This is a genomic window from Streptomyces rubrogriseus (assembly GCF_027947575.1).
Taxonomy (GTDB): Bacteria; Actinomycetota; Actinomycetes; order Streptomycetales; family Streptomycetaceae; genus Streptomyces; species Streptomyces rubrogriseus.
In genome coordinates this window covers 8,177,516-8,198,331 of sequence record NZ_CP116256.1, presented here as the reverse complement: position 1 = coordinate 8,198,331, position 20,816 = coordinate 8,177,516, and the positions used below count along the sequence as shown (strand labels likewise).

Sequence of the window (20,816 nt, the reverse complement as noted above, 5' to 3'; positions counted from 1 at the left end):
CGTTGCCGCGTGCTCCTGATGTGTGGCCGTGCGCCCGTGCGTGCGCTCTTCTCCGGCCACGGCGGGAGCGATTCCATGGGCGGTGCGTGGGTCGGCCCGCTGTACTGGATCCAGTGGGCTGGGGGACGCCGCCGCCTACATCCCCGCGGGCGGCGGACCGGTCCGGGGGACGAGTCCCGTCCCCCGGACTGCGCGCCGCCGGTGAACTGACGGACGGTGCGCGGAGTTTGTACGGAGCGTGTTCGAGTGTGGCCGCGTGACGCCGATTTGGCTGAAAATCACCGCTGGTGATTTCGGGGTACAACCGCCCTCACCATGGGAGTTGAGGGCGCGTTGGGGAGCCAAAGGGCGCGTCGCGGGGGCGCATTCGCGTCGTCTTCGCCGCGGGAGAACGGGAGGTGACGGTCCCGCGGCGATGTCCCGGCGTTCTCGCGTGAGTCTCCGCGGGGCGCACTCGCGGAGCACACGCGGCTCCGCCGACGCTCTGTGGCGCGCCCTTCATGGCAGCATGGGGAACCAGTTCGTACCGTGCACTGGTTGTCCCCAGCCTGTGGAGGCGTCGATGCGGTGGTTGGTGGGGTGGAGCAGCGCCGCCGTGGGAGCAGGAGCAGCGGGCATCGCCGGCGCGGCCGGCTCCGCCGGTGCCACCGGCTACGACGGAGAGACCGTGCAGCCCGTGGGCGCCCAGCCGTTGTGGGGCGACCCCGATCCCCTCTGGGCGGTGGGCGACTGGCGTCCCGACGAGGTGCGCGTCGTCGCCGCCGACGCGCAGACCCGGATCGCCGTGCTCGGCATCTGCGGTGCGAGCGACGAGCAGCTGCGGGTCGCGCTGTTCGCCGCGCGCGGGGGCGCGCTGCGGCATCTGACGGCGTGGCCCGGCAGCTACACGGCCGTCGTCCAGGTGGGGCGGCGGATCACCGTCTGCGGCGACCTCGCGGGCGCGCGGCCGGTCTTCCACACCCCCTGGGCGTCCGGCACCGCCTACGCGACCGCCGCACTGCCGCTGGCCGACCTCGTCGAGGCCAACCTCGACTTCGGCCACCTCGCCGCGCTGCTCGCCACGCCCGACGTGCCGGCCGCGCTGGACGATTCCACCCCGTACGACGGCGTGAAGCGTGTTCCGCCGGGGCACGCGCTGATCCTGCGCGCCGGGGCGCGGGAGATCGCCGGGTACGAACCGGTGGCCTCGCTCGCCGTCGCGGCGCCCTCGGCCGACCCCGACCGTGCGGTGGACGGCGTGCGGGACGCCCTGGTGGACGCGGTGCGCACCCGGCTCGCCGCGCCGCGGCACGTCCCCGGGGACGGCATCGACCCCGGGCCCGTCCCGGGCATGGGGCCCGCGGAGCGGCGGGCGGCGCGGGGGATGCCGGTGCCGGGGATCGGGGCCGACCTGTCCGGCGGGCCGGCCTCGGGCACGCTGGCACTGCTGGCGGCCGGGCTGCCTGGGATGCCGGGGACCGTGCTCGGGCACGGGACCGGGGCGGGGGAGCGGCTGCTGGCCGTCACCTTCAACGACCTCGCCGTCGGCGGACAGGAGCCCGAGCTGGCGCGGGCGGGGGCGCTCGCGGCCAACCCGCGGCTGCACCACGTGGTGGTCACCGGCGGCGAGGACATGCTGCCGTACGCCGCGCTGGACGGGCCGCTGACCGACGAACCGGGCTCGTCCCTGGTCGCCGCGGCGCGGCACCGGGCGCGGCTGGCGGCGGGCAGCGCGGACCACTTCACCGGGTACGGGGCCCGGCAGGTGCTGGACGCGCATCCGGCGCGCCTCGCCGACCTGCTCATGGACCGCAAGCGGCGCCATCTGGTCCGGCCGGTCGCCGCACTGGCCAAGGCCGACGGGTCGGTCCTGGTCCCCGCGCGTGTGTACGGGGCGGCGCGGCGGCTGGCGCGCACGCCGTACCGGAGCGGGCTCGAGGTGCTCGCCGAGCGGTTGCTGCGCAGACGGTTCGATCCGCCGGGCGACGGGGCGATGGACGCCTCTCTGGCCGCGCTGACCTGGGCCGGGGCGGGGCCGGCGGCGCGGTGGCTGACCGGAGAGGCGCTGGCTGAAGTATCGGTTCGCCTTCAGACGTCCTCGCAGCGGTCGGGGGTGGGGCCGGGGCAGCGTCCGGGGGACTTCCGCGCGCGGGCGGCGCTGGCTCGGCAGGCGGCGGAGGTGCGGGTGCTGGAGCAGGCCGCGGAGATCCGCTTCCAGCGGCTGCACACGCCGTTCCTGGACAACCAGGTCGTCCGGGCCTGCCGGGCCCTGCCGGAGGCGCTGCGGGTGCAGCCGGGGGCGCGGGCGGCGATTCTGCGGACGGTGCTGGAGGGGGCGGGGGTGAGCGAGCTGCCGAGCGGGTGGGGGGCGCCCACGCAGGCGCTGGCGGCCTCCACGGCGCGGACGGGGCTGCGGGTCGCCGCGGACTCCCTGCTGGGGCTCTTCGACCGGCCGCTGCTCGCGGAGGCGGGGCTCGTGGAGGCGCGGGTCGTGCGCAAGGCGGTGCGGGCGGCGGCCGCGGGTGAGCCGCTGCCGCTGGACGGACTGGCCGACCTCGTCTCGCTGGAGCTGTGGCTCGGCCGCCTGCTGGCCCGCCGCGGCACCTGCTGGACCGGCACCCCGGCCCGCCAACGCGCGGTACCCGCGGGCATCGCGCCGCAGCGGGGGCGCTGGGCGGGGCCGGGGCGGTCGTGCGACGGGTCTGAGGCGGGTGCCCGCGGCGCCGCAGCCGCGGGCAGTCGTGCCTCCCCCAGTGCCTGAACGGCCTGGGAGGTGCCCCCAGGCGGCACGGGTGGGCGGTGGAGGCCCCCCGCTCGAGCGAAGCAGAGAGTGGGGGGCCTCCCGCAACGCCGGGCCGCGCTTCTCCTCGTGCCCGCACCCACGCCGGGTGCCAGGATCACCCAGGGCCACTGATCGCGCCGGCGCCGGGTGCCCGCACCGCACCGGTGCGGGGACAATGACTCCGTGCGGTACAGAATCCTGGGCGTCACCCAGACGGAGGACCACGGCACCGTCGTCAACCCCGGCGGTCCCCGCCTGCGCGCGCTGCTCACCGCCCTCGCCCTGCGCCCCGGCGACGTCGTCACCCCCGCCACGCTGATCGACGAGGTCTGGGCCGAGGACGACCCCCCGCTGGACGCCCCCGCCGCCCTCCAGGCCCTGGTCGGCCGCCTCCGCCGTACCGTCGGCAAAGAGGCCGTCGCCTCCGCCCCCGGCGGGTACCGGCTCGCGACGACCCGCGACGACGTGGACCTGTTCGTCTTCGAGAGCCTCGTACGGGGAGGCACCACCGCCCTCGCGCACGGCGACGCCGCGACCGCCGCCCGGCAGCTGGACGAGGCGCTCGCCCTCTGGCGCGGCCCCGCCCTGGCCGACCTCCCCGGGCACGCCGCCGGACCCGACGCCCTGCGCCTGGAGGCGACCCGCGCCCGTATCGAGGCCGGTCTGCGGCTCGGTGACGCCCACGACGCCGTACCGCGGCTGCGCGAACTGACCACCGCGCACCCCTACGACGAACCGCTGCACGCCCTCCTCATCGCCGCCCTGCGCGCCTCCGGTCGCGACGCCGACGCCCTGGCCGCCTACGAGAGCGCCCGCCGCACCCTCGCCGAGGGCCTCGGCACCGAACCCGGCCCCGGGCTGCGCGCCCTGCACGCCGAACTGCTCGGCACCGGCGGCGCTCGGCGGCCCACCCCGGCAGCCGAGCGGGCCCCCTCCGGCGGCCGCAAGGGCAACATCAGGCCTCGGCTGACCACCTTCGTGGGGCGGGAACTCGAACTCGACGCCCTCCGTTCCGAACTGCCCGGGGCCCGCCTCGTCACCCTCACCGGACCCGGCGGATCCGGAAAGACCCGCCTCGCCGAGGAGGCCGCCGCCGGGCTCGAGCAGGCATGGCTCGTCGAGCTGGCCCCGCTCGACCGGCCGGAGGCGGTGCCCGGCGCGGTCGTCAACGCCCTCGGGCTGCGCGAGACCGTGCTGCTGACCGGCGACCGGCCGGCCGTGCAGGACGACCCCGTCGCCCTGCTCGTCGAGTACTGCGCCCCGCGCAGCCAACTCCTGGTCCTCGACAACTGCGAACACGTCATCGGCGCGGCGGCCCGGCTCGTCGAGACCCTGCTGACCCGGTGTCCGGGCCTCACCGTCCTCGCCACCAGCCGGGAACCCCTGGGCGTGCCCGGCGAGTCGGTGCGACCGGTCGAGCCGCTCACCCAGGAGCAGGCGCAGCGCCTGTTCACCGCGCGCGCCGGCGCCGTGCGCCCCGACGCGGACACGGTCCTGCGCGACGAGGAGGCGGTCGCCGAGATCTGCCGACGCCTCGACGGACTGCCGCTGGCCATCGAGCTGGCGGCCGCCCGGCTGCGGCTGCTCACCCCGCGGGAGATCGCCGACCGGCTCGACGACCGCTTCCGCCTGCTCACCTCGGGCAGCCGTACCGTCCTGCCCCGCCAGCAGACGCTGCGCGCGGTCGTCGACTGGTCCTGGGACCTCCTCGACGAGGCGGAACGCACGTTGCTGCGCGAACTGTCGGTCTTCGCGGGCGGCTGGGACCTGGCGGCCGCGGAGGCCGTGGGCACCGGGCCCGCCGCGGACCTCCTCGGGGCCCTCGTCGACAAGTCCCTCGTCGTCGCCGGCCCGGGCGCCGACGGCTCCGCCATGCGCTACCGCCTGCTGGAGACCATTCACGAGTACGCCGGGGAACGCGCCGCTGAGACGCCCGGGCTGCGCGACGCCGCCGAACGCGCCCACCGCGCGTGGGCGCGCGCCCTGGCCCGGGAAGCCGACCCGCAGCTGCGCTCGGCCGGGCAACTGCCGTACATCTCCCGCCTGGAGACCGAGCACGACAACATCCGCGCGGCCCTCGACCGCTCCCTCACCGCGGGCGACGAGCCGGAGGCCGCGGCCCTCGCGCTCGCCATGGGCTGGTTCTGGTGGCTGCGCAACTACCGGCACGAAGGCGTCAGGTGGCTGGACCGGGTGCTGCGCCTCGGAACCGCCCTGGACGTGGAGGGCGGCGGGCGGGCGCCGGGGGCGGACGTCCTCGCACGGCGTACCGCTGCCGCCGACCACGTCGGCGCGCTCCTGGACGGCAGCGGGGGCGGTCCGACGCATCCGCTGCACGCGTCGCGCATGCAGGTGCGGATGATGCACATCCTCCTCACCTTCGAGACCGCGCCGAGGGAGGGGCTGCTGGACGAGCGCATGCGGCGCTACGTCCGGCGGGTGCGGGACCACTTCGCGGCGGGCGGCCCCGAAGCGGCCCGGGTGCCCGGTCTCATCTGGCCGCTGACCGAGTTCTTCGTCAGCGACTCCGGCGACGTCCAGGCCTCCATGGACGCCTCCGTCGCCAACTGCCGTGCCTACGGCGGCGAGTGGGAGATCGCCGCCAGTCTCATGTTCCGTACGCATGCGGTGGTCGACATCTCGGGCACGCCGGCGGGCATCGACGCCGACCTGGCGGAGATGCGTGTGCTCAGCCGTCGGGTCGGCGACCGCCTCGTGGAGGCCCAGGTGTGCAGCGCCTTCGGCGAGGCCGCCATGGTGCGCGGCCGCTACGAGGAGGCCAGGGCCGAGTACGCGGAGGCACTGCGGCTCGCCGAGGAGGTGGGGGCCTTCGCGGAGGCGCCGTTCCTCATCGCCCGGCTCGCCGAGATCGCCTACCGCGAGGGGGACCACGGCACGGCGCTCGGGGTACTCGACGAGGCCGGAGCCGCGGCCGACCGGTACGGCGTGGTGGACTCCAAGGCCTTCGTCCTGATGCTGCGGGCCGGGCTCGCGGTGGTCGACGAGGAGTTCGCGCGGGCCCGCGTCCTGTGGGAGGCGGGCCGCGAGGAGTGCCTGCGCGGCACGCCGCCGCCGCAGTTCCTCGCGATGCTGGGGCTGGTGGACGCGCTCGTGACGGCGGGCGAGTCGGGCCCGGGCGCCGCCTTGCCGGTGCTGACGGGCACCCTGCGGACGGCCGTCGAGGAGCGGTGCGCCGAGCTGGTCCTCGCGACGCTGGTGGACAGCGCGGCCGGACTGCTGAGCGACCTCGGCGACCAGGCCCGTGCGGTGCGGCTGCTGGGCGCGGCCGGACACTGGCGCGGCGACCGCCCGCGCCCCATGCCGGACCGGGCACACGCCGAGCGGGCCGAGGCCGCCGCCCGCGGTGTCCTCGGCCCGAAGCGGTACGCCGCCGAAGTGGCCGCGGGCGCCGGCCTCACGCCCGGGGACGTCGTCGGCGAGCTGGAGACGGCGGTGCGGCGGCCGGTTCCGCAGGCTCCTACGCGCAGGTGAAGCGGGACTGGGCCCAGTCCGCGAGCGCCAACGAGTCGAAGTGGCTGTGCGGCTCGGTCACCAGCCGCAGCGTCTCGCGTCCGGTGATGTCCACGTGGACCGGTACCGCGGGGTCCCCGCCTTTGACCATCCCCGAGTTCCACAGCCGGACGTCGTCCGCGTACACCGAGAAGTGGACCTTGCCCAGCTTCATCGTCAGGTCGTCGACGCCGGCCAGCGCGTCGTAGGCCGAGCACTCGCGGTTGAGGTCGATGGTGACCGAGGAGCGTCCGTTGACGGTGACGCCGTGTGCGTACGACACGTCGTCGACCGACAGGTCGGAGCGCTGCCACACCCAGCTGCTTCCGGCCAGCCGCATCTCGGGACCGGTGCCGTCGCCGCTCACGTCGTACGCCAGCTCGCTCCACTGGTAGACGGTCGGGACGGGTGGCGGTGAGGACGGAGGGGACGGGGGAGGTGTCGGGGTGGGGGTCGGCTCCGGCTTCGGCTTCGGCGGGGGAGTCGGGGTGGGGGTGGGGGTCGGTTTCGGGGTGGGCTTCGGTGTCGGGGTGGGGGTGGGGGTGGGCTTGGGGCCGCCACCGGTTCGGGTGGCCGGGGCGGTCGGGTCGAGGGCGTGGGGGTGTCCGGGGCGGGCTGCGCCACCGGTGAGGAGGCGGGCGGGGCGGCCTTCGGCGGCTCCTTGTCCGGGGTGTCGTCGCCGATGAGGGCCAGGGCCAGCGCCGCGGCTGCGGCCACCGCGACCACACCGGCCGCGATCCCCGCCTTCACCGGCGCGCCCAGCCCCTCGGAGGCCGCCGCACCGGCCCCGGCGCCCGCTCCGCCGGACGTACCGCCGCTCGCCGCGGCCGCCGCGCCCGCGGCTCCCGCCGCACCCGCGCCCGCGCCCCCGGCGATGAGCCCCGCGGCCTTCGCGTACCCGGCGACACCGAACCAGCCGATGACCGCGACGGGCACCACGGCGGGAATGCCGCTCGCGACCTCCTTGATCTGGGTCGCCGCCAGCCGGCACCTCGCGCACTCCTCCAGGTGCTTGCGCAGCCCGCGTTCGGCCCGGACGCGCAGCCTGCCGCGGGCGTACGTGCCGAGCTGGTCGGCGTAGCGGGCGCACTCCTCGTCGGTGGCGAGGGCATCGCTGACGTGGGCCTGGAGGTAGGCCTGCTTGAGCCCCTCGCGGGCGCGGCTGGCCAGGACACGGGTGCCGTTGGCGTCCAGCCCGAAGAGCATGGCCACCTCGCTCGGCGACTCGTCCTCGACCTCGGTGTGCCACAGCACGGCCTGCCACCGCTCCGGCAGCGACCGGAACGCCCGCATGGCCATCGACTGCTCGGCCTCGTGCATGGCGCGGACGTCGGCGCCCAGCTCCAGGGTGTCGTCGTCCGGCACCTTCGCGGTGTGCGCGGCCTGCGCGGCGAACACCGCGAAGTCCTCGACGAGTTGCTCCCGCCCGGCCGACCGGGTCCAGCCGGCGGCGACCCGCCGGACCGCGGTGAGCAGGTAGGCGCGTACGGCGTGCTCGGGCCCCGAACCGCCGCGCACCGCCTGGAGCATGCGGGCGAACACCTCGGCGGTGAGGTCGTCCGCGGTGTGGGCGTCCCGGCAGCAGGTGCGCGCATACCGGCGTACCGCGTCCGCGTGGCGCCGGTACAGCTCCTCGTAGGCCGTGTCGTCGCCCGAGCGCATCCGCCCGATCAGCTCGGCGTCGGACGCCGGAAGCTCGCGCGGCGGCGGCAGGATGCCGTCGTCGTACAGGTCGCGCGGCGGCGGCAGGACGCTGTCCTCGTGCAGCTCGCGCTGGGCCGGAACGCCGGTCCCCGCGGGGCGCTCGTCCTCGCCGGTACCCTCGCGGCCGCCGTCCCGGGCCAGGCCCCGGCCGCCGTCCGCCACGGGCGCGGCGTCCCGCCCGGCACGGGGCGGACCGCCCTGGCCCGGCACCTGCGGCGAGCCGCCCGCCCGGGCGTCACCGTCCCCGGTGCGGCCGCCCCGGCCCGCGCCGGTCCCGACGTCACCGGGACCGCTCTCGCCGTCACCGAGTGAACCGTCCCGCCCGTCAACACTCATCGCGGAAAGCCCCCGCCAACCTGCCCAGCCAGTCCGAACACCGGGTCAGCGTGCCATATTGGCTTTTGTTCAGGACCCCCCTGTGCCGGTCGTCACTCGTCTGTGCGGACTTCACGCGCCGCGGTGATAACGCTCAGCCGTTCGGGGAAGGAGATACGGGCCCCGACGGCGTCGCCGCGTCTCACACCGGCCGCGACCGCAGCCCCTCCAGCAGGATGTCCAGCAGCCGGGTCGAGGCCGCCGCCTGCTGGGCCGGGTCCGGCAGCGAGGGCGCCGCCGTGGCTATGACCAGCAGCACGTCCGACACCGACACGTCGGGCCGCAGCTCACCCGCCGTGCGCGCCCGCTCCACGAGCCGGCCCACGACCTCCAGCAGCGCCGCGGCACCGTCGTCGCCGACCACGGAACCCGCGACAGAACCCGCGAGGGAACCTGCCACAGCTCCTGCCGCAGGTCCTGTGGCAGAGGTGGCGACAGGGCCCGCGGCGTCCGAGACGGTACCTCCGACGGCGGCGGCCGACGCCCTGGCCGCGGCGGACTCCTCGGACACCAGCCGCAGCTCGCCGGTGCCCGGCTGTATCCGCTGCTGCGGCACCCGCGGATCACCGGCGGCCGCTCCACCGGAACCGCCCACGCCACCGTCGGCCCCGGCGTCGTCCGACACCCCGACCCGCAGCACCTGCGGCGGCAGCAGCCGGCCGGCGCCCGAGGCAACCGACGTCCGCAGGAAGCGGGACAGGGCCGACCACGGCTCGTCCTCCTGTCCGAGCGCCGTGCGGGCCTGGTCGGTCAGCCGTGCCGTCTCCTCCTCGGCTATCCGGCGCACCAGCACGTCCTTGCTCGGAAAGCGCCGGTACACCGTGCCGACACCGACCCGCGCGCGCCGCGCCACGTCCTCCATCGGCGCGCCGTACCCCAGCTCGCCGAACACCTCCCGCGCGGCGCGCAGCACGTGCTCCAGATTGCGCTGGGCGTCCACGCGCAAGGGCGCGCTCCGTGCCGCGTCCCCGCGTGCGCCGCCCGCCGCCGTACTCATCGCACCGCCGGGCGCGACGGCCGACGCGGACGACCAATGAGAATCCTGAACATGCATAGACAATCCCCCGGTAATGACGTCTCCCCCCGGAGACACTCCCCGCCATCGAAAGCCGGAGTGCGTGGAACGGGCCCGGTTGCGCGGCCCGCCCGTCGCGGACCCCATGAGCACATCCCCCTGCACACCGTGGGAAAGAACATAGTTGAGCGGGAGTCAATTCAGAAGGGGCACGTTCCGCACGGAGCGCCCCCCGATCGGAGCACGGCTCGCACCCGCCCCGAATGTGCCGCCCTCCGAGCCCCCACTCACCCACGCTGACCTGCGTGATCACGCCGTGCGACGTCGATTCCCGCGGCTGGGCGCCCCGACGATCTCCGGTCACACAAATTGACGAGCCTGTGGACAAACGCAAGCGCCGGGTGCGTCATGGGATGGTGAAGGAACGTGCGCGCATTCTCGTTGTCGGCGGTGGCTACGTCGGGATGTACACGGCCCTGCGGCTGCAACGGAATCTCAAGGGCGAACTGCGGCGGGGCGAGGCCGAGATCACGGTCGTCACGCCCGACGCCTACATGACCTATCAGCCGTTCCTCCCCGAGGCGGCGGCCGGTTCCATCTCCCCCCGGCACGTCGTCGTGCCCCTGCGCCGCGTCCTCGGCCAGTGCGACGTCGTCGTCGGCGAGGCCCGGTCCATCGACCACACGACCCGCACCGCCACCGTCACCACCCTCGCCACCGACGAGGCCAAGACGGGCGCCCGCCGGCTGACCTACGACGAACTCGTCCTCGCCCCCGGCTCCGTCTCGCGCACCCTGCCCGTCCCCGGACTCGCCGACCACGGCGTCGGTTTCAAGACCGTCGAGGAGGCCATCGGCCTGCGCAACCACGTCCTCGAACAGATGGACATCGCCTCCTCCACCCGCGACCCCGCCATCCGCGACGCCGCCCTCACCTTCGTCTTCGTCGGCGGCGGCTACGCGGGCGTGGAGGCCCTCGGCGAGCTGGAGGACATGGCCCGCTACGCCGCGCGGTACTACCACAACGTCACCCCCGAGGACATGAAGTGGATCCTCGTCGAGGCCTCGGGCCGCGTCCTGCCCGAGGTCGGCGAGGAACTGGGCCGCTACACGGTCACCGAACTGCGCCGCCGCAACATCGACGTACGCCTGGACACCCGCCTCGAGTCCTGCGCCGACCGCGTCGCCGTCCTCAGCGACGGCTCCCGCTTCCCCACCCGTACGGTCGTCTGGACGGCCGGCGTCAAGCCGCACCCCGTCCTCGCCGCCACCGACCTGCCCCTCGACGACCGCGGCCGGCTCGCCTGCACCGCCCACCTGTCGGTCGACGGCGCCCCGCACGCGTGGGCGGCCGGTGACGCCGCCGCCGTCCCCGACGTCACCGCGGCGGAACCCGGCCGGACCTGCGCCCCCAACGCCCAGCACGCCGTCCGCCAGGCCAGGGTCCTCGGCGACAACGTCACCCACGCCCTGCGCGGCGAGCCCCTCGACACGTACGCGCACCGGTACGCGGGCTCCGTCGCCTCCCTCGGCTTCCACAAGGGCGTCGCACACGTCTACGGACGCAAGCTCAAGGGCTACCCCGCGTGGTTCATGCACCGCGCCTACCACCTCAGCCGCGTCCCCACCGTCAACCGGAAGGCGCGCGTACTGGCCGAATGGGTGATCGCCGGGCTCTTCAAACGGGAGATCGTCTCCCTGGGCTCACTCGAACATCCGCGGGCGGAGTTCGAACTCGCGGCCGGTGGAAAGCCTTCTCAGGAGCCCCCGCACAACCCGAAGGGGTCGTCCTGACCGGACCCAGGAACTCCCCCGGCCACTGGGGCGTCTGACGGATGTCGGCCAGGCGGGCACCCTGCCAGACTGGTCCACCACCGCGGGCGCGCCGCCGCTCGCCCCAGCGCGGCCCCCGGGGCCCGGGCCGCCCCGGCCCGCCCCGGTCCCCGGCCGCCGACAACTACACGAGGCAAGGATTCGTGAACTTCACGCGCTGGAGCGCCCGACTCCCCGGAACACAGCGCCGCGCCGCCGCGCGGACCGACACGGCCCTCTCCCCGGACCGGCGGGCGGACGGCTCCGTACCCGCCGCCCGCGCCGAACAGCTGGCCGACGAGGCCCCGCTCGCCGCCGACGTCCCCAGCGTCGACGAACTGCCCGTCCGCGACGTCCTCGGCCGCGTCCCGGCCCTCGTCGCCCTCCTGCACGGCCCCGAACACCGCCTCGCCTACGTCAACGACGCCTACGTCGCCGCCTTCGGCATCCGCGACCTCGGCGCCCGCGCCCGCGAAGCCCTCCCCGAGCTGGACGAGCCGGGCCTCTTCCCGCTCCTGGACCAGGTCCAGCGCAGCGGCAGGCCCCGCACCCTCAAGTCCCGCAAGGCCCCGGACGGCCGCTCCTACACCTTCACCTGCACCCCGGTCACCGCCGGACACAACGGCGACGGCCGCGGAGTGCTCGTCTTCGCGACCGACGTCACCGACCACGCCGAAGCCGCCGGCCGCCTGCGCGCGAGCGAACGCAGCCAGCGCGAGACCGCCGTCACCCTCCAGCGCTCCCTCCTCCCGCAGGAGCTGGAGGAGCCCGACGACCTGCGCGTGGCCGCCACCTACCACCCCGGCGGCACCGAGGCCGCGGTCGGCGGCGACTGGTACGACGTGATCACCCTCGGCGGCGGCCGCACCGCCCTGGTCATCGGCGACGTCATGGGCCGAGGCGTCCGCGCGGCGGCCGTCATGGGTCAGCTCCGCACGGCGGTGAGGGCCTACGCCCGCCTCGACCTGCCCCCGCACGAGGTGCTCCAGCTCCTGGACGGCCTCGCCGCAGAGATCGACGCCAACCAGATCGCCACCTGCGTCTACGCCATCCACGACCCGAACGAGGGCCGGCTGGTCTACGCGTCCGCCGGCCACCTCCCCATCCTGGTCCGCGACGAGGACGGCACCGTCCAGCGCGCCGACGAACCCACCGGCCCGCCGCTCGGCACCGGTGGCTGGATCCACGCGTCCGGCTCGATCGCCCTGCCCCCCGGCTCCACGGCCGTCCTCTACACCGACGGCCTGGTCGAACGCCGTGACGAGGACCTCGACGAGGGCATCGCCGCCCTGGAGCGCGCCCTGTCCGGCGCCACCGGCACGCCCCAGGTGGTCTGCGACCGGCTGGTCCGCTCGGCGGGCGTCACCCCGGACCACGACGACGACGTCGCCGTCCTGGTCCTCCAGCACCCCGCCCGCAAGGGCGCCGAGGCGGAGCTGTTCCGCAACGCCGCCCTGGAACTGCTCGGCGGCGTGGAAGCGGCCCCGCGCGCGCGTGCCTTCGCCTCCGGCGTCCTCACCAGCTGGCGCTTCCCCGCCGAGCTGCACGACCTCGGCGTCCTGGCCACCAGCGAACTGGTCGCCAACTCCCTCCAGCACGGCACCCCGCCGATGCGGCTGCGGCTGCGCCGTACCGACCGCCGCCTGATCATCGAGGTGACCGACGGCGACGACCACCTGCCCCGACGCCGCCGCGCGGAGCCGGGGGACGAGTCCGGCCGGGGCATCGCCATCGTCGCGACGATCGCCTCCAACTGGGGGTCCAGACGCACCCCGGGCGGCGGCAAGGCGGTCTGGTGCGAGTTCGTCCTGCAGAAGCCCTGAGCCGACGGCGGAGCGGGTACGAACCCCGGCCCCGCCGCTACCGGCCCGGCCCGCTCACGCCTCCGCGGCCACCACGGCGTCGGCCGGCGCCCCGCCCTGCGTGACCACCCGGCTCCTGGCCAGCGACGGCTGGTTCTGTACATCGGTGAGCTGCCGCCCCAGCCGCACCGCCAGCACCGTGATGCCCAGCGAGAACAACAGGAACGCCACGATGTACGGCGCGTGCAGCGACGCCCCGAGCGGCCCGCCGACCGCCGGACCGATCGCCAGCGCGAGCTGCTTCACCAGGGCGAAGGCGGAGTTGTACTGCCCGGCGAGACCGGTCGGCGCCAGGTCCGCCACCAGCGGCGCCAGCGTCGGCGACAGCATCGCCTCACCCAGCCCGAACAGCGCGTACGTCGAGATGAAGGCGGCCGTGGCCATCGTCTGGCTGCCGTGCCCCAGCCCGGCGTACCCGGCCACGGCCCACGCCACGGCCCAGATCAGCCCCACGGACGCGATGACCCGGGACCGCTTGCGCCGCTCCACGAACTTCAGCACCGCGAACTGCGCGATCACGATCATCAGCGTGTTCGCCGCCAGCGCGGTCCCCAGCGCGGACGTGGAGATCCCGGCCGCCTCGACGCCGTACGCGCTCAGCCCCGACTCGAACTGCCCGTAGCAGGCGAAGAACAGCACGAAGCCCAGGACGCACAGCTGCACCATGGCGCGGTTGCCCAGGAGCTGCTTCCAGCTTCCGCCGCCGGCCTGTCCCGGCGCCCCCTCGATCCGCGGCGCGCGCGGGACCCGCACCGTCGCCATGACGGCCACCAGCACCAGGAACATCGCCGCCTCGATGGCGAACAGCAGCGTGAAGGACGACGGGCTCGTGGTGTCGACCAGGTGACCGCCGATGAGTCCGCCGACGCCGAGCCCCAGGTTCTGCAGGAAGAACTGCATCGCGAAGGCACGCGACCGGGTCTCCGTCGTCGAGCAGTCCACGATCATCGTCGCGAGCGCGGGCTGCATCACGGCCTGCCCGGCCCCCAGCGCGGCGGCGGACAGCAGCACGGTGCCGGCCGAGGCCGACAGCCCGAGGCTCAGCGCGCCGAGCGCGGCGGTGACCAGGGCGACCAGCAGCACCGGCAGCGGACCACGGCGGACGATGGCCCGCCCGGCGAACGGCAGCACGATCAGCGCGGCCACGGCGAAGACGGCGAGCACGAGGCCCGCCGTGACAGAACCCAGTCCCCGTACCTGCGCCACATAGACGTACAGGTAGGGGACCGTGAAGCCGAGTCCGAACGCGCTGAGTGCGTTGCCCACGTGGATCCGGCGCATCGCCGCGCCCATTGCCCTGGTCACGTTCACCCTCTCTTGATCTCTCTGATCGTCCGCTTCAGCCGTTAGAGCTGAAGACTTAGAAGCTAAAGTTCGAAGGTAAAGAGTACATACCGAAGGACTTCAAAGCAAAGGAGCCGCGTGCCATACTGCGGCCATGGGCGACACCTCCGGCGCCGGCGAGCCGACACTCGAAGAGCAGATCGCCGCCTACCAGCGCGAGTTCCAGGACCTCGACCCCCAGGTCGAGAAGATCGTCTCGGCGCTCTCCCGCCTCAACCGCCGTATGAACGTCGCGTACGGCCGCCAGACCGCCGAGCTGGGCATCGGCAACACGGACTGGGAGGTGCTGAAGGCCCTCGTGCTCTCCGGCGCCCCCTACCGGCTCGGCCCCGGCGACCTCGCCAAGCGCCTCGGCCTCACGCCCGCCGCGATGACGCACCGGATCGACCGCATGGTGACGGAGGGCCTGGTCACCCGGGAGCGCGACGAGAACAACCGGGTGCGCGTGATCGTCGCGATCACGGCGGAGGGGCGCGAGAAGTGGCTGGCGGCCATGCGCCTCGCCACGGTCTTCGAGGAGGACCTGCTCCAGGACCTCTCCGCCGACGACCGCACCGCGCTCGGTGACGTGCTGACCCGCCTCCTGCGCAGGGTGGAGCACGCACAGCCGGACGCCGGCGGTCGGCTCAGCGACCTCGATTAAAGATCTTGACAGCGATGCTTGACAGTCCCCTGCGGGATCCGTAAGGTTCTTCGGGTTGCCACGGGACCGTAACGGTTCTGCGGCAGCACCTCCCGCCGCAGCAGCGGCAATCAAACCACCAGCACGACCCCCAAGTGGGAATAACTTCGGCGCGCCCGAATTCAATTCCGCAGGGCTCTCGTCGCCCCGATCGACCCCGATTGGGAATCGCCGAGAGGGTCCGCTAAGGTTTGAGACGTCGGAACGGCCCAACAGCCGGGAAGACAACCCCCTCTGACGGGGAATCAGGGCCGAAAGGATCTGATAGAGTCGGAACCGCCGGAAAGGGAAACGCGAGAGCGGGAACCTGGAAAGCACCGAGGAAATCGGATCGGAAAGATCTGATAGAGTCGGAAACGCAAGACCGAAGGGAAGCGCCCGGAGGAAAGCCCGAGAGGGTGAGTACAAAGGAAGCGTCCGTTCCTTGAGAACTCAACAGCGTGCCAAAAGTCAACGCCAGATATGTTGATACCCCGACCTGATCGGATTCCTGATCGGGTTGAGGTTCCTTTGAAGTAACACAACAGCGAGGACGCTGTGAACGGTCGGATTATTCCTCCGACTGTTCCGCTCTCGTGGTGTCACCCGATTACGGGTAAACATTCACGGAGAGTTTGATCCTGGCTCAGGACGAACGCTGGCGGCGTGCTTAACACATGCAAGTCGAACGATGAACCACTTCGGTGGGGATTAGTGGCGAACGGGTGAGTAACACGTGGGCAATCTGCCCTGCACTCTGGGACAAGCCCTGGAAACGGGGTCTAATACCGGATACTGACCCTCGCAGGCATCTGCGAGGTTCGAAAGCTCCGGCGGTGCAGGATGAGCCCGCGGCCTATCAGCTTGTTGGTGAGGTAATGGCTCACCAAGGCGACGACGGGTAGCCGGCCTGAGAGGGCGACCGGCCACACTGGGACTGAGACACGGCCCAGACTCCTACGGGAGGCAGCAGTGGGGAATATTGCACAATGGGCGAAAGCCTGATGCAGCGACGCCGCGTGAGGGATGACGGCCTTCGGGTTGTAAACCTCTTTCAGCAGGGAAGAAGCGAAAGTGACGGTACCTGCAGAAGAAGCGCCGGCTAACTACGTGCCAGCAGCCGCGGTAATACGTAGGGCGCAAGCGTTGTCCGGAATTATTGGGCGTAAAGAGCTCGTAGGCGGCTTGTCACGTCGGTTGTGAAAGCCCGGGGCTTAACCCCGGGTCTGCAGTCGATACGGGCAGGCTAGAGTTCGGTAGGGGAGATCGGAATTCCTGGTGTAGCGGTGAAATGCGCAGATATCAGGAGGAACACCGGTGGCGAAGGCGGATCTCTGGGCCGATACTGACGCTGAGGAGCGAAAGCGTGGGGAGCGAACAGGATTAGATACCCTGGTAGTCCACGCCGTAAACGGTGGGCACTAGGTGTGGGCAACATTCCACGTTGTCCGTGCCGCAGCTAACGCATTAAGTGCCCCGCCTGGGGAGTACGGCCGCAAGGCTAAAACTCAAAGGAATTGACGGGGGCCCGCACAAGCGGCGGAGCATGTGGCTTAATTCGACGCAACGCGAAGAACCTTACCAAGGCTTGACATACACCGGAAAGCATCAGAGATGGTGCCCCCCTTGTGGTCGGTGTACAGGTGGTGCATGGCTGTCGTCAGCTCGTGTCGTGAGATGTTGGGTTAAGTCCCGCAACGAGCGCAACCCTTGTCCCGTGTTGCCAGCAAGCCCTTCGGGGTGTTGGGGACTCACGGGAGACCGCCGGGGTCAACTCGGAGGAAGGTGGGGACGACGTCAAGTCATCATGCCCCTTATGTCTTGGGCTGCACACGTGCTACAATGGCCGGTACAATGAGCTGCGATACCGCAAGGTGGAGCGAATCTCAAAAAGCCGGTCTCAGTTCGGATTGGGGTCTGCAACTCGACCCCATGAAGTCGGAGTCGCTAGTAATCGCAGATCAGCATTGCTGCGGTGAATACGTTCCCGGGCCTTGTACACACCGCCCGTCACGTCACGAAAGTCGGTAACACCCGAAGCCGGTGGCCCAACCCCTTGTGGGAGGGAGCTGTCGAAGGTGGGACTGGCGATTGGGACGAAGTCGTAACAAGGTAGCCGTACCGGAAGGTGCGGCTGGATCACCTCCTTTCTAAGGAGCACATAGCCGACTGCAGGCAAATGTCCTGCACGGTTGCTCATGGGTGGAACGTTGACTACTCGGCACACTTGATCCTGATCTTCTCGTCAGTACTGCTTCGGCGTGGAACACGAGTGAGGGAAGGCAAGGGTGTCGGGCACGCTGTTGGGTATCTGAGGGAATGAATTTCCTTCAGTGCCGGCCCCAGTGCACTCGGGATGTAGGTTCCGGGGTGATGGGTGGTTGGTCGTTGTTTGAGAACTGCACAGTGGACGCGAGCATCTGTGGCCAAGTTTTTAAGGGCGCACGGTGGATGCCTTGGCACCAGGAACCGATGAAGGACGTGGGAGGCCACGATAGGCCCCGGGGAGTCGTCAACCAGGCTTTGATCCGGGGGTGTCCGAATGGGGAAACCCGGCAGTCGTCATGGGCTGTCACCCGCTGCTGAACACATAGGCAGTGTGGAGGGAACGCGGGGAAGTGAAACATCTCAGTACCCGCAGGAAGAGAAAACAACCGTGATTCCGGGAGTAGTGGCGAGCGAAACCGGATGAGGCCAAACCGTATACGTGTGAGACCCGGCAGGGGTTGCGTGTGCGGGGTTGTGGGATCTCTCTTTTACGGTCTGCCGGCCGTGAGACGAGTCAGAAACCGTTGATGTAGGCGAAGGACATGCGAAAGGTCCGGCGTAGAGGGTAAGACCCCCGTAGTCGAAACGTCAGCGGCTCGTTTGAGAGACACCCAAGTAGCACGGGGCCCGAGAAATCCCGTGTGAATCTGGCGGGACCACCCGCTAAGCCTAAATATTCCCTGGTGACCGATAGCGGATAGTACCGTGAGGGAATGGTGAAAAGTACCGCGGGAGCGGAGTGAAATAGTACCTGAAACCGTGTGCCTACAAGCCGTGGGAGCGTCGGATACGTGCTTGCGCGTATCTCGTGACTGCGTGCCTTTTGAAGAATGAGCCTGCGAGTTTGCGGTGTGTTGCGAGGTTAACCCGGGTGGGGAAGCCGTAGCGAAAGCGAGTCCGAACAGGGCGGTTCAGTAGCACGCTCAAGACCCGAAGCGGAGTGATCTAGCCATGGGCAGGTTGAAGCGGCTGTAAGAGGTCGTGGAGGACCGAACCCACCAGGGTTGAAAACCTGGGGGATGACCTGTGGTTAGGGGTGAAAGGCCAATCAAACTCCGTGATAGCTGGTTCTCCCCGAAATGCATTTAGGTGCAGCGTCGTGTGTTTCTTGCCGGAGGTAGAGCACTGGATAGGCGATGGGCCCTACCGGGTTACTGACCTTAGCCAAACTCCGAATGCCGGTAAGTGAGAGCGCGGCAGTGAGACTGTGGGGGATAAGCTCCATGGTCGAGAGGGAAACAGCCCAGAGCATCGACTAAGGCCCCTAAGCGTACGCTAAGTGGGAAAGGATGTGGAGTCGCACAGACAACCAGGAGGTTGGCTTAGAAGCAGCCACCCTTGAAAGAGTGCGTAATAGCTCACTGGTCTAGTGATTCCGCGCCGACAATGTAGCGGGGCTCAAGCGTACCGCCGAAGTCGTGTCATTGCAGCAATACGGCCAACGCCGGCTGTGATGGGTAGGGGAGCGTCGTGTGCCGGGTGAAGCAGCCGCGGAAGCGAGTTGTGGACGGTTCACGAGTGAGAATGCAGGCATGAGTAGCGATACAAACGTGAGAAACGTTTGCGCCGATTGACTAAGGGTTCCTGGGTCAAGCTGATCTGCCCAGGGTAAGTCGGGACCTAAGGCGAGGCCGACAGGCGTAGTCGATGGATAACCGGTTGATATTCCGGTACCCGCTGTGAAGCGTCAAACATCGAGCATCGTGATGCTAAGGCCGTGAAGCCGCCCTGATCTCTTCGGAGTTGAGGGGAGTGGTGGAGCCGCCGAACCAAGCGGTTAGTAGGTGAGTGATGGGGTGACGCAGGAAGGTAGTCCATCCCGGGCGGTGGTTGTCCCGGGGTAAGGGTGTAGGCCGTGCGGTAGGTAAATCCGTCGCACACAAGGCTGAGACCTGATGCCGAGCCGATTGTGGTGAAGTGGATGATCCTATGCTGTCGAGAAAAGCCTCTAGCGAGTTTCATGGCGGCCCGTACCCTAAACCGACTCAGGTGGTCAGGTAGAGAATACCGAGGCGTTCGGGTGAACTATGGTTAAGGAACTCGGCAAAATGCCCCCGTAACTTCGGGAGAAGGGGGGCCACACCCGGTGACCGGATTTACTCCGTGAGCTGGGGGTGGCCGCAGAGACCAGCGAGAAGCGACTGTTTACTAAAAACACAGGTCCGTGCGAAGCCGTAAGGCGATGTATACGGACTGACGCCTGCCCGGTGCTGGAACGTTAAGGGGACCGGTTAGCTCCATTTTGGTGGGGCGAAGCTGAGAACTTAAGCGCCAGTAAACGGCGGTGGTAACTATAACCATCCTAAGGTAGCGAAATTCCTTGTCGGGTAAGTTCCGACCTGCACGAATGGCGTAACGACTTCTCGACTGTCTCAACCATAGGCCCGGTGAAATTGCACTACGAGTAAAGATGCTCGTTTCGCGCAGCAGGACGGAAAGACCCCGGGACCTTTACTACAGTTTGATATTGGTGTTCGGTTCGGCTTGTGTAGGATAGCTGGGAGACTTTGAAGCTCGCACGCCAGTGTGGGTGGAGTCGTCGTTGAAATACCAGTCTGGTCGTGCTGGATGTCTAACCTGGGTCCGTGATCCGGATCAGGGACAGTGTCTGATGGGTAGTTTAACTGGGGCGGTTGCCTCCTAAAGAGTAACGGAGGCGCCCAAAGGTTCCCTCAGCCTGGTTGGCAATCAGGTGTTGAGTGTAAGTGCACAAGGGAGCTTGACTGTGAGACCGACGGGTCGAGCAGGGACGAAAGTCGGGACTAGTGATCCGGCGGTGGCTTGTGGAAGCGCCGTCGCTCAACGGATAAAAGGTACCCCGGGGATAACAGGCTGATCTTCCCCAAGAGTCCATATCGACGGGATGGTTTGGCACCTCGATGTCGGCTCGTCGCATCCTGGGGCTGGAGTCGGTCCCAAGGGTTGGGCTGTTCGCCCATTAAAGCGGTACGCGAGCTGGGTTTAGAACGTCGTGAGACAGTTCGGTCCCTATCCGCTGTGCGCGTAGGAGTCTTGAGAAGGGCTGTCCCTAGTACGAGAGGACCGGGACGGACGAACCTCTGGTGTGCCAGTTGTTCTGCCAAGGGCATGGCTGGTTGGCTACGTTCGGGAGGGATAACCGCTGAAAGCATCTAAGCGGGAAGCCTGCTTCGAGATGAGGACTCCCACCCCCTTGAGGGGTTAAGGCTCCCAGTAGACGACTGGGTTGATAGGCCGGATCTGGAAGCACCGTGAGGTGTGGAGGTGACCGGTACTAATAGGCCGAGGGCTTGTCCTCAGTTGCTCGCGTCCACTGTGTTGGTTCTGAAACCACGAACAATCAGACTGTGTTGGTCACCCGGTTGATTGTCTGTTTCATAGTGTTTCGGTGGTCATAGCGTAGGGGAAACGCCCGGTTACATTTCGAACCCGGAAGCTAAGCCTTACAGCGCCGATGGTACTGCAGGGGGGACCCTGTGGGAGAGTAGGACGCCGCCGAACAATCATTGCGAGGAAACCCCGCACC

General features: G+C 70.2%; 7 protein-coding genes, 3 rRNA genes and 1 pseudogene. 8 read left to right on the top strand and 3 right to left on the bottom strand.

What is annotated here, in order from left to right; all coding sequences use genetic code 11:
• Positions 1–562: 562 nt before the first annotated feature.
• Positions 563–2,740, top strand: coding sequence for an asparagine synthase-related protein (locus Sru02f_RS37015; RefSeq protein WP_373103700.1), 2,178 nt, complete (start codon positions 563–565; stop codon positions 2,738–2,740).
• Between the two features lie 204 nt (positions 2,741–2,944).
• Positions 2,945–6,253: a BTAD domain-containing putative transcriptional regulator gene (locus Sru02f_RS37010; protein WP_174854970.1), complete on the top strand. Its 3,309-nt coding sequence runs from the start codon at positions 2,945–2,947 to the stop codon at positions 6,251–6,253.
• Here Sru02f_RS37010 and Sru02f_RS37005 read toward each other — a convergent pair.
• Together Sru02f_RS37005 and Sru02f_RS37000 are read right to left on the bottom strand one after the other, a co-directional pair.
• A pseudogene (locus tag Sru02f_RS37005) lies at positions 6,240–8,311 on the bottom strand (sigma-70 family RNA polymerase sigma factor). The gene Sru02f_RS37010 and the pseudogene Sru02f_RS37005 sit on opposite strands and share 14 nt — an antisense overlap.
• Before the next feature lie 181 nt (positions 8,312–8,492).
• Positions 8,493–9,404, bottom strand: a complete 912-nt coding sequence (locus Sru02f_RS37000) for a TetR/AcrR family transcriptional regulator (protein ID WP_109029003.1) — start codon at positions 9,402–9,404, stop codon at positions 8,493–8,495.
• Positions 9,405–9,778: 374 nt separating this feature from the next.
• Between Sru02f_RS37000 and Sru02f_RS36995 the strand changes: the two genes are divergently transcribed.
• Together Sru02f_RS36995 and Sru02f_RS36990 are read left to right on the top strand one after the other, a co-directional pair.
• Entirely contained in the window at positions 9,779–11,158 is a 1,380-nt protein-coding gene (locus Sru02f_RS36995; RefSeq protein WP_109029002.1) for an NAD(P)/FAD-dependent oxidoreductase, read from the top strand.
• 182 nt (positions 11,159–11,340) lie between these two features.
• Positions 11,341–12,999 carry an ATP-binding SpoIIE family protein phosphatase gene (locus Sru02f_RS36990; RefSeq protein WP_109029001.1) on the top strand — a complete coding sequence of 553 codons (1,659 nt, stop codon included), beginning with the start codon at positions 11,341–11,343 and terminating at the stop codon, positions 12,997–12,999.
• Between the two features lie 54 nt (positions 13,000–13,053).
• Here the strand turns inward: Sru02f_RS36990 and Sru02f_RS36985 are convergent, their stop codons facing one another.
• Positions 13,054–14,331 carry an MDR family MFS transporter gene (locus Sru02f_RS36985; protein ID WP_109029000.1) on the bottom strand — a complete coding sequence of 426 codons (1,278 nt, stop codon included), beginning with the start codon at positions 14,329–14,331 and terminating at the stop codon, positions 13,054–13,056.
• Positions 14,332–14,476: 145 nt separating this feature from the next.
• On the opposite strand from Sru02f_RS36985, the gene Sru02f_RS36980 reads away from it, so the two are divergent.
• The 4 genes from Sru02f_RS36980 (at position 14,477) to rrf (ending at position 20,791) form a co-directional block, all read left to right on the top strand.
• On the top strand, positions 14,477–15,025 hold the full coding sequence (locus Sru02f_RS36980) for a MarR family winged helix-turn-helix transcriptional regulator (RefSeq protein ID WP_109028999.1): 549 nt from the start codon (positions 14,477–14,479) through the stop codon (positions 15,023–15,025).
• 641 nt (positions 15,026–15,666) lie between these two features.
• Positions 15,667–17,193, top strand: a 16S ribosomal RNA gene (locus Sru02f_RS36975).
• A gap of 274 nt (positions 17,194–17,467) precedes the next feature.
• Positions 17,468–20,588: ribosomal RNA gene (locus tag Sru02f_RS36970) — 23S ribosomal RNA — on the top strand.
• An 86-nt stretch (positions 20,589–20,674) separates the two neighbouring features.
• Positions 20,675–20,791 (top strand): 5S ribosomal RNA (gene rrf, locus Sru02f_RS36965).
• The 16S, 23S and 5S rRNA genes sit together here, the layout of an rRNA operon.
• The last annotated feature ends 25 nt before the right edge of the window (positions 20,792–20,816 follow it).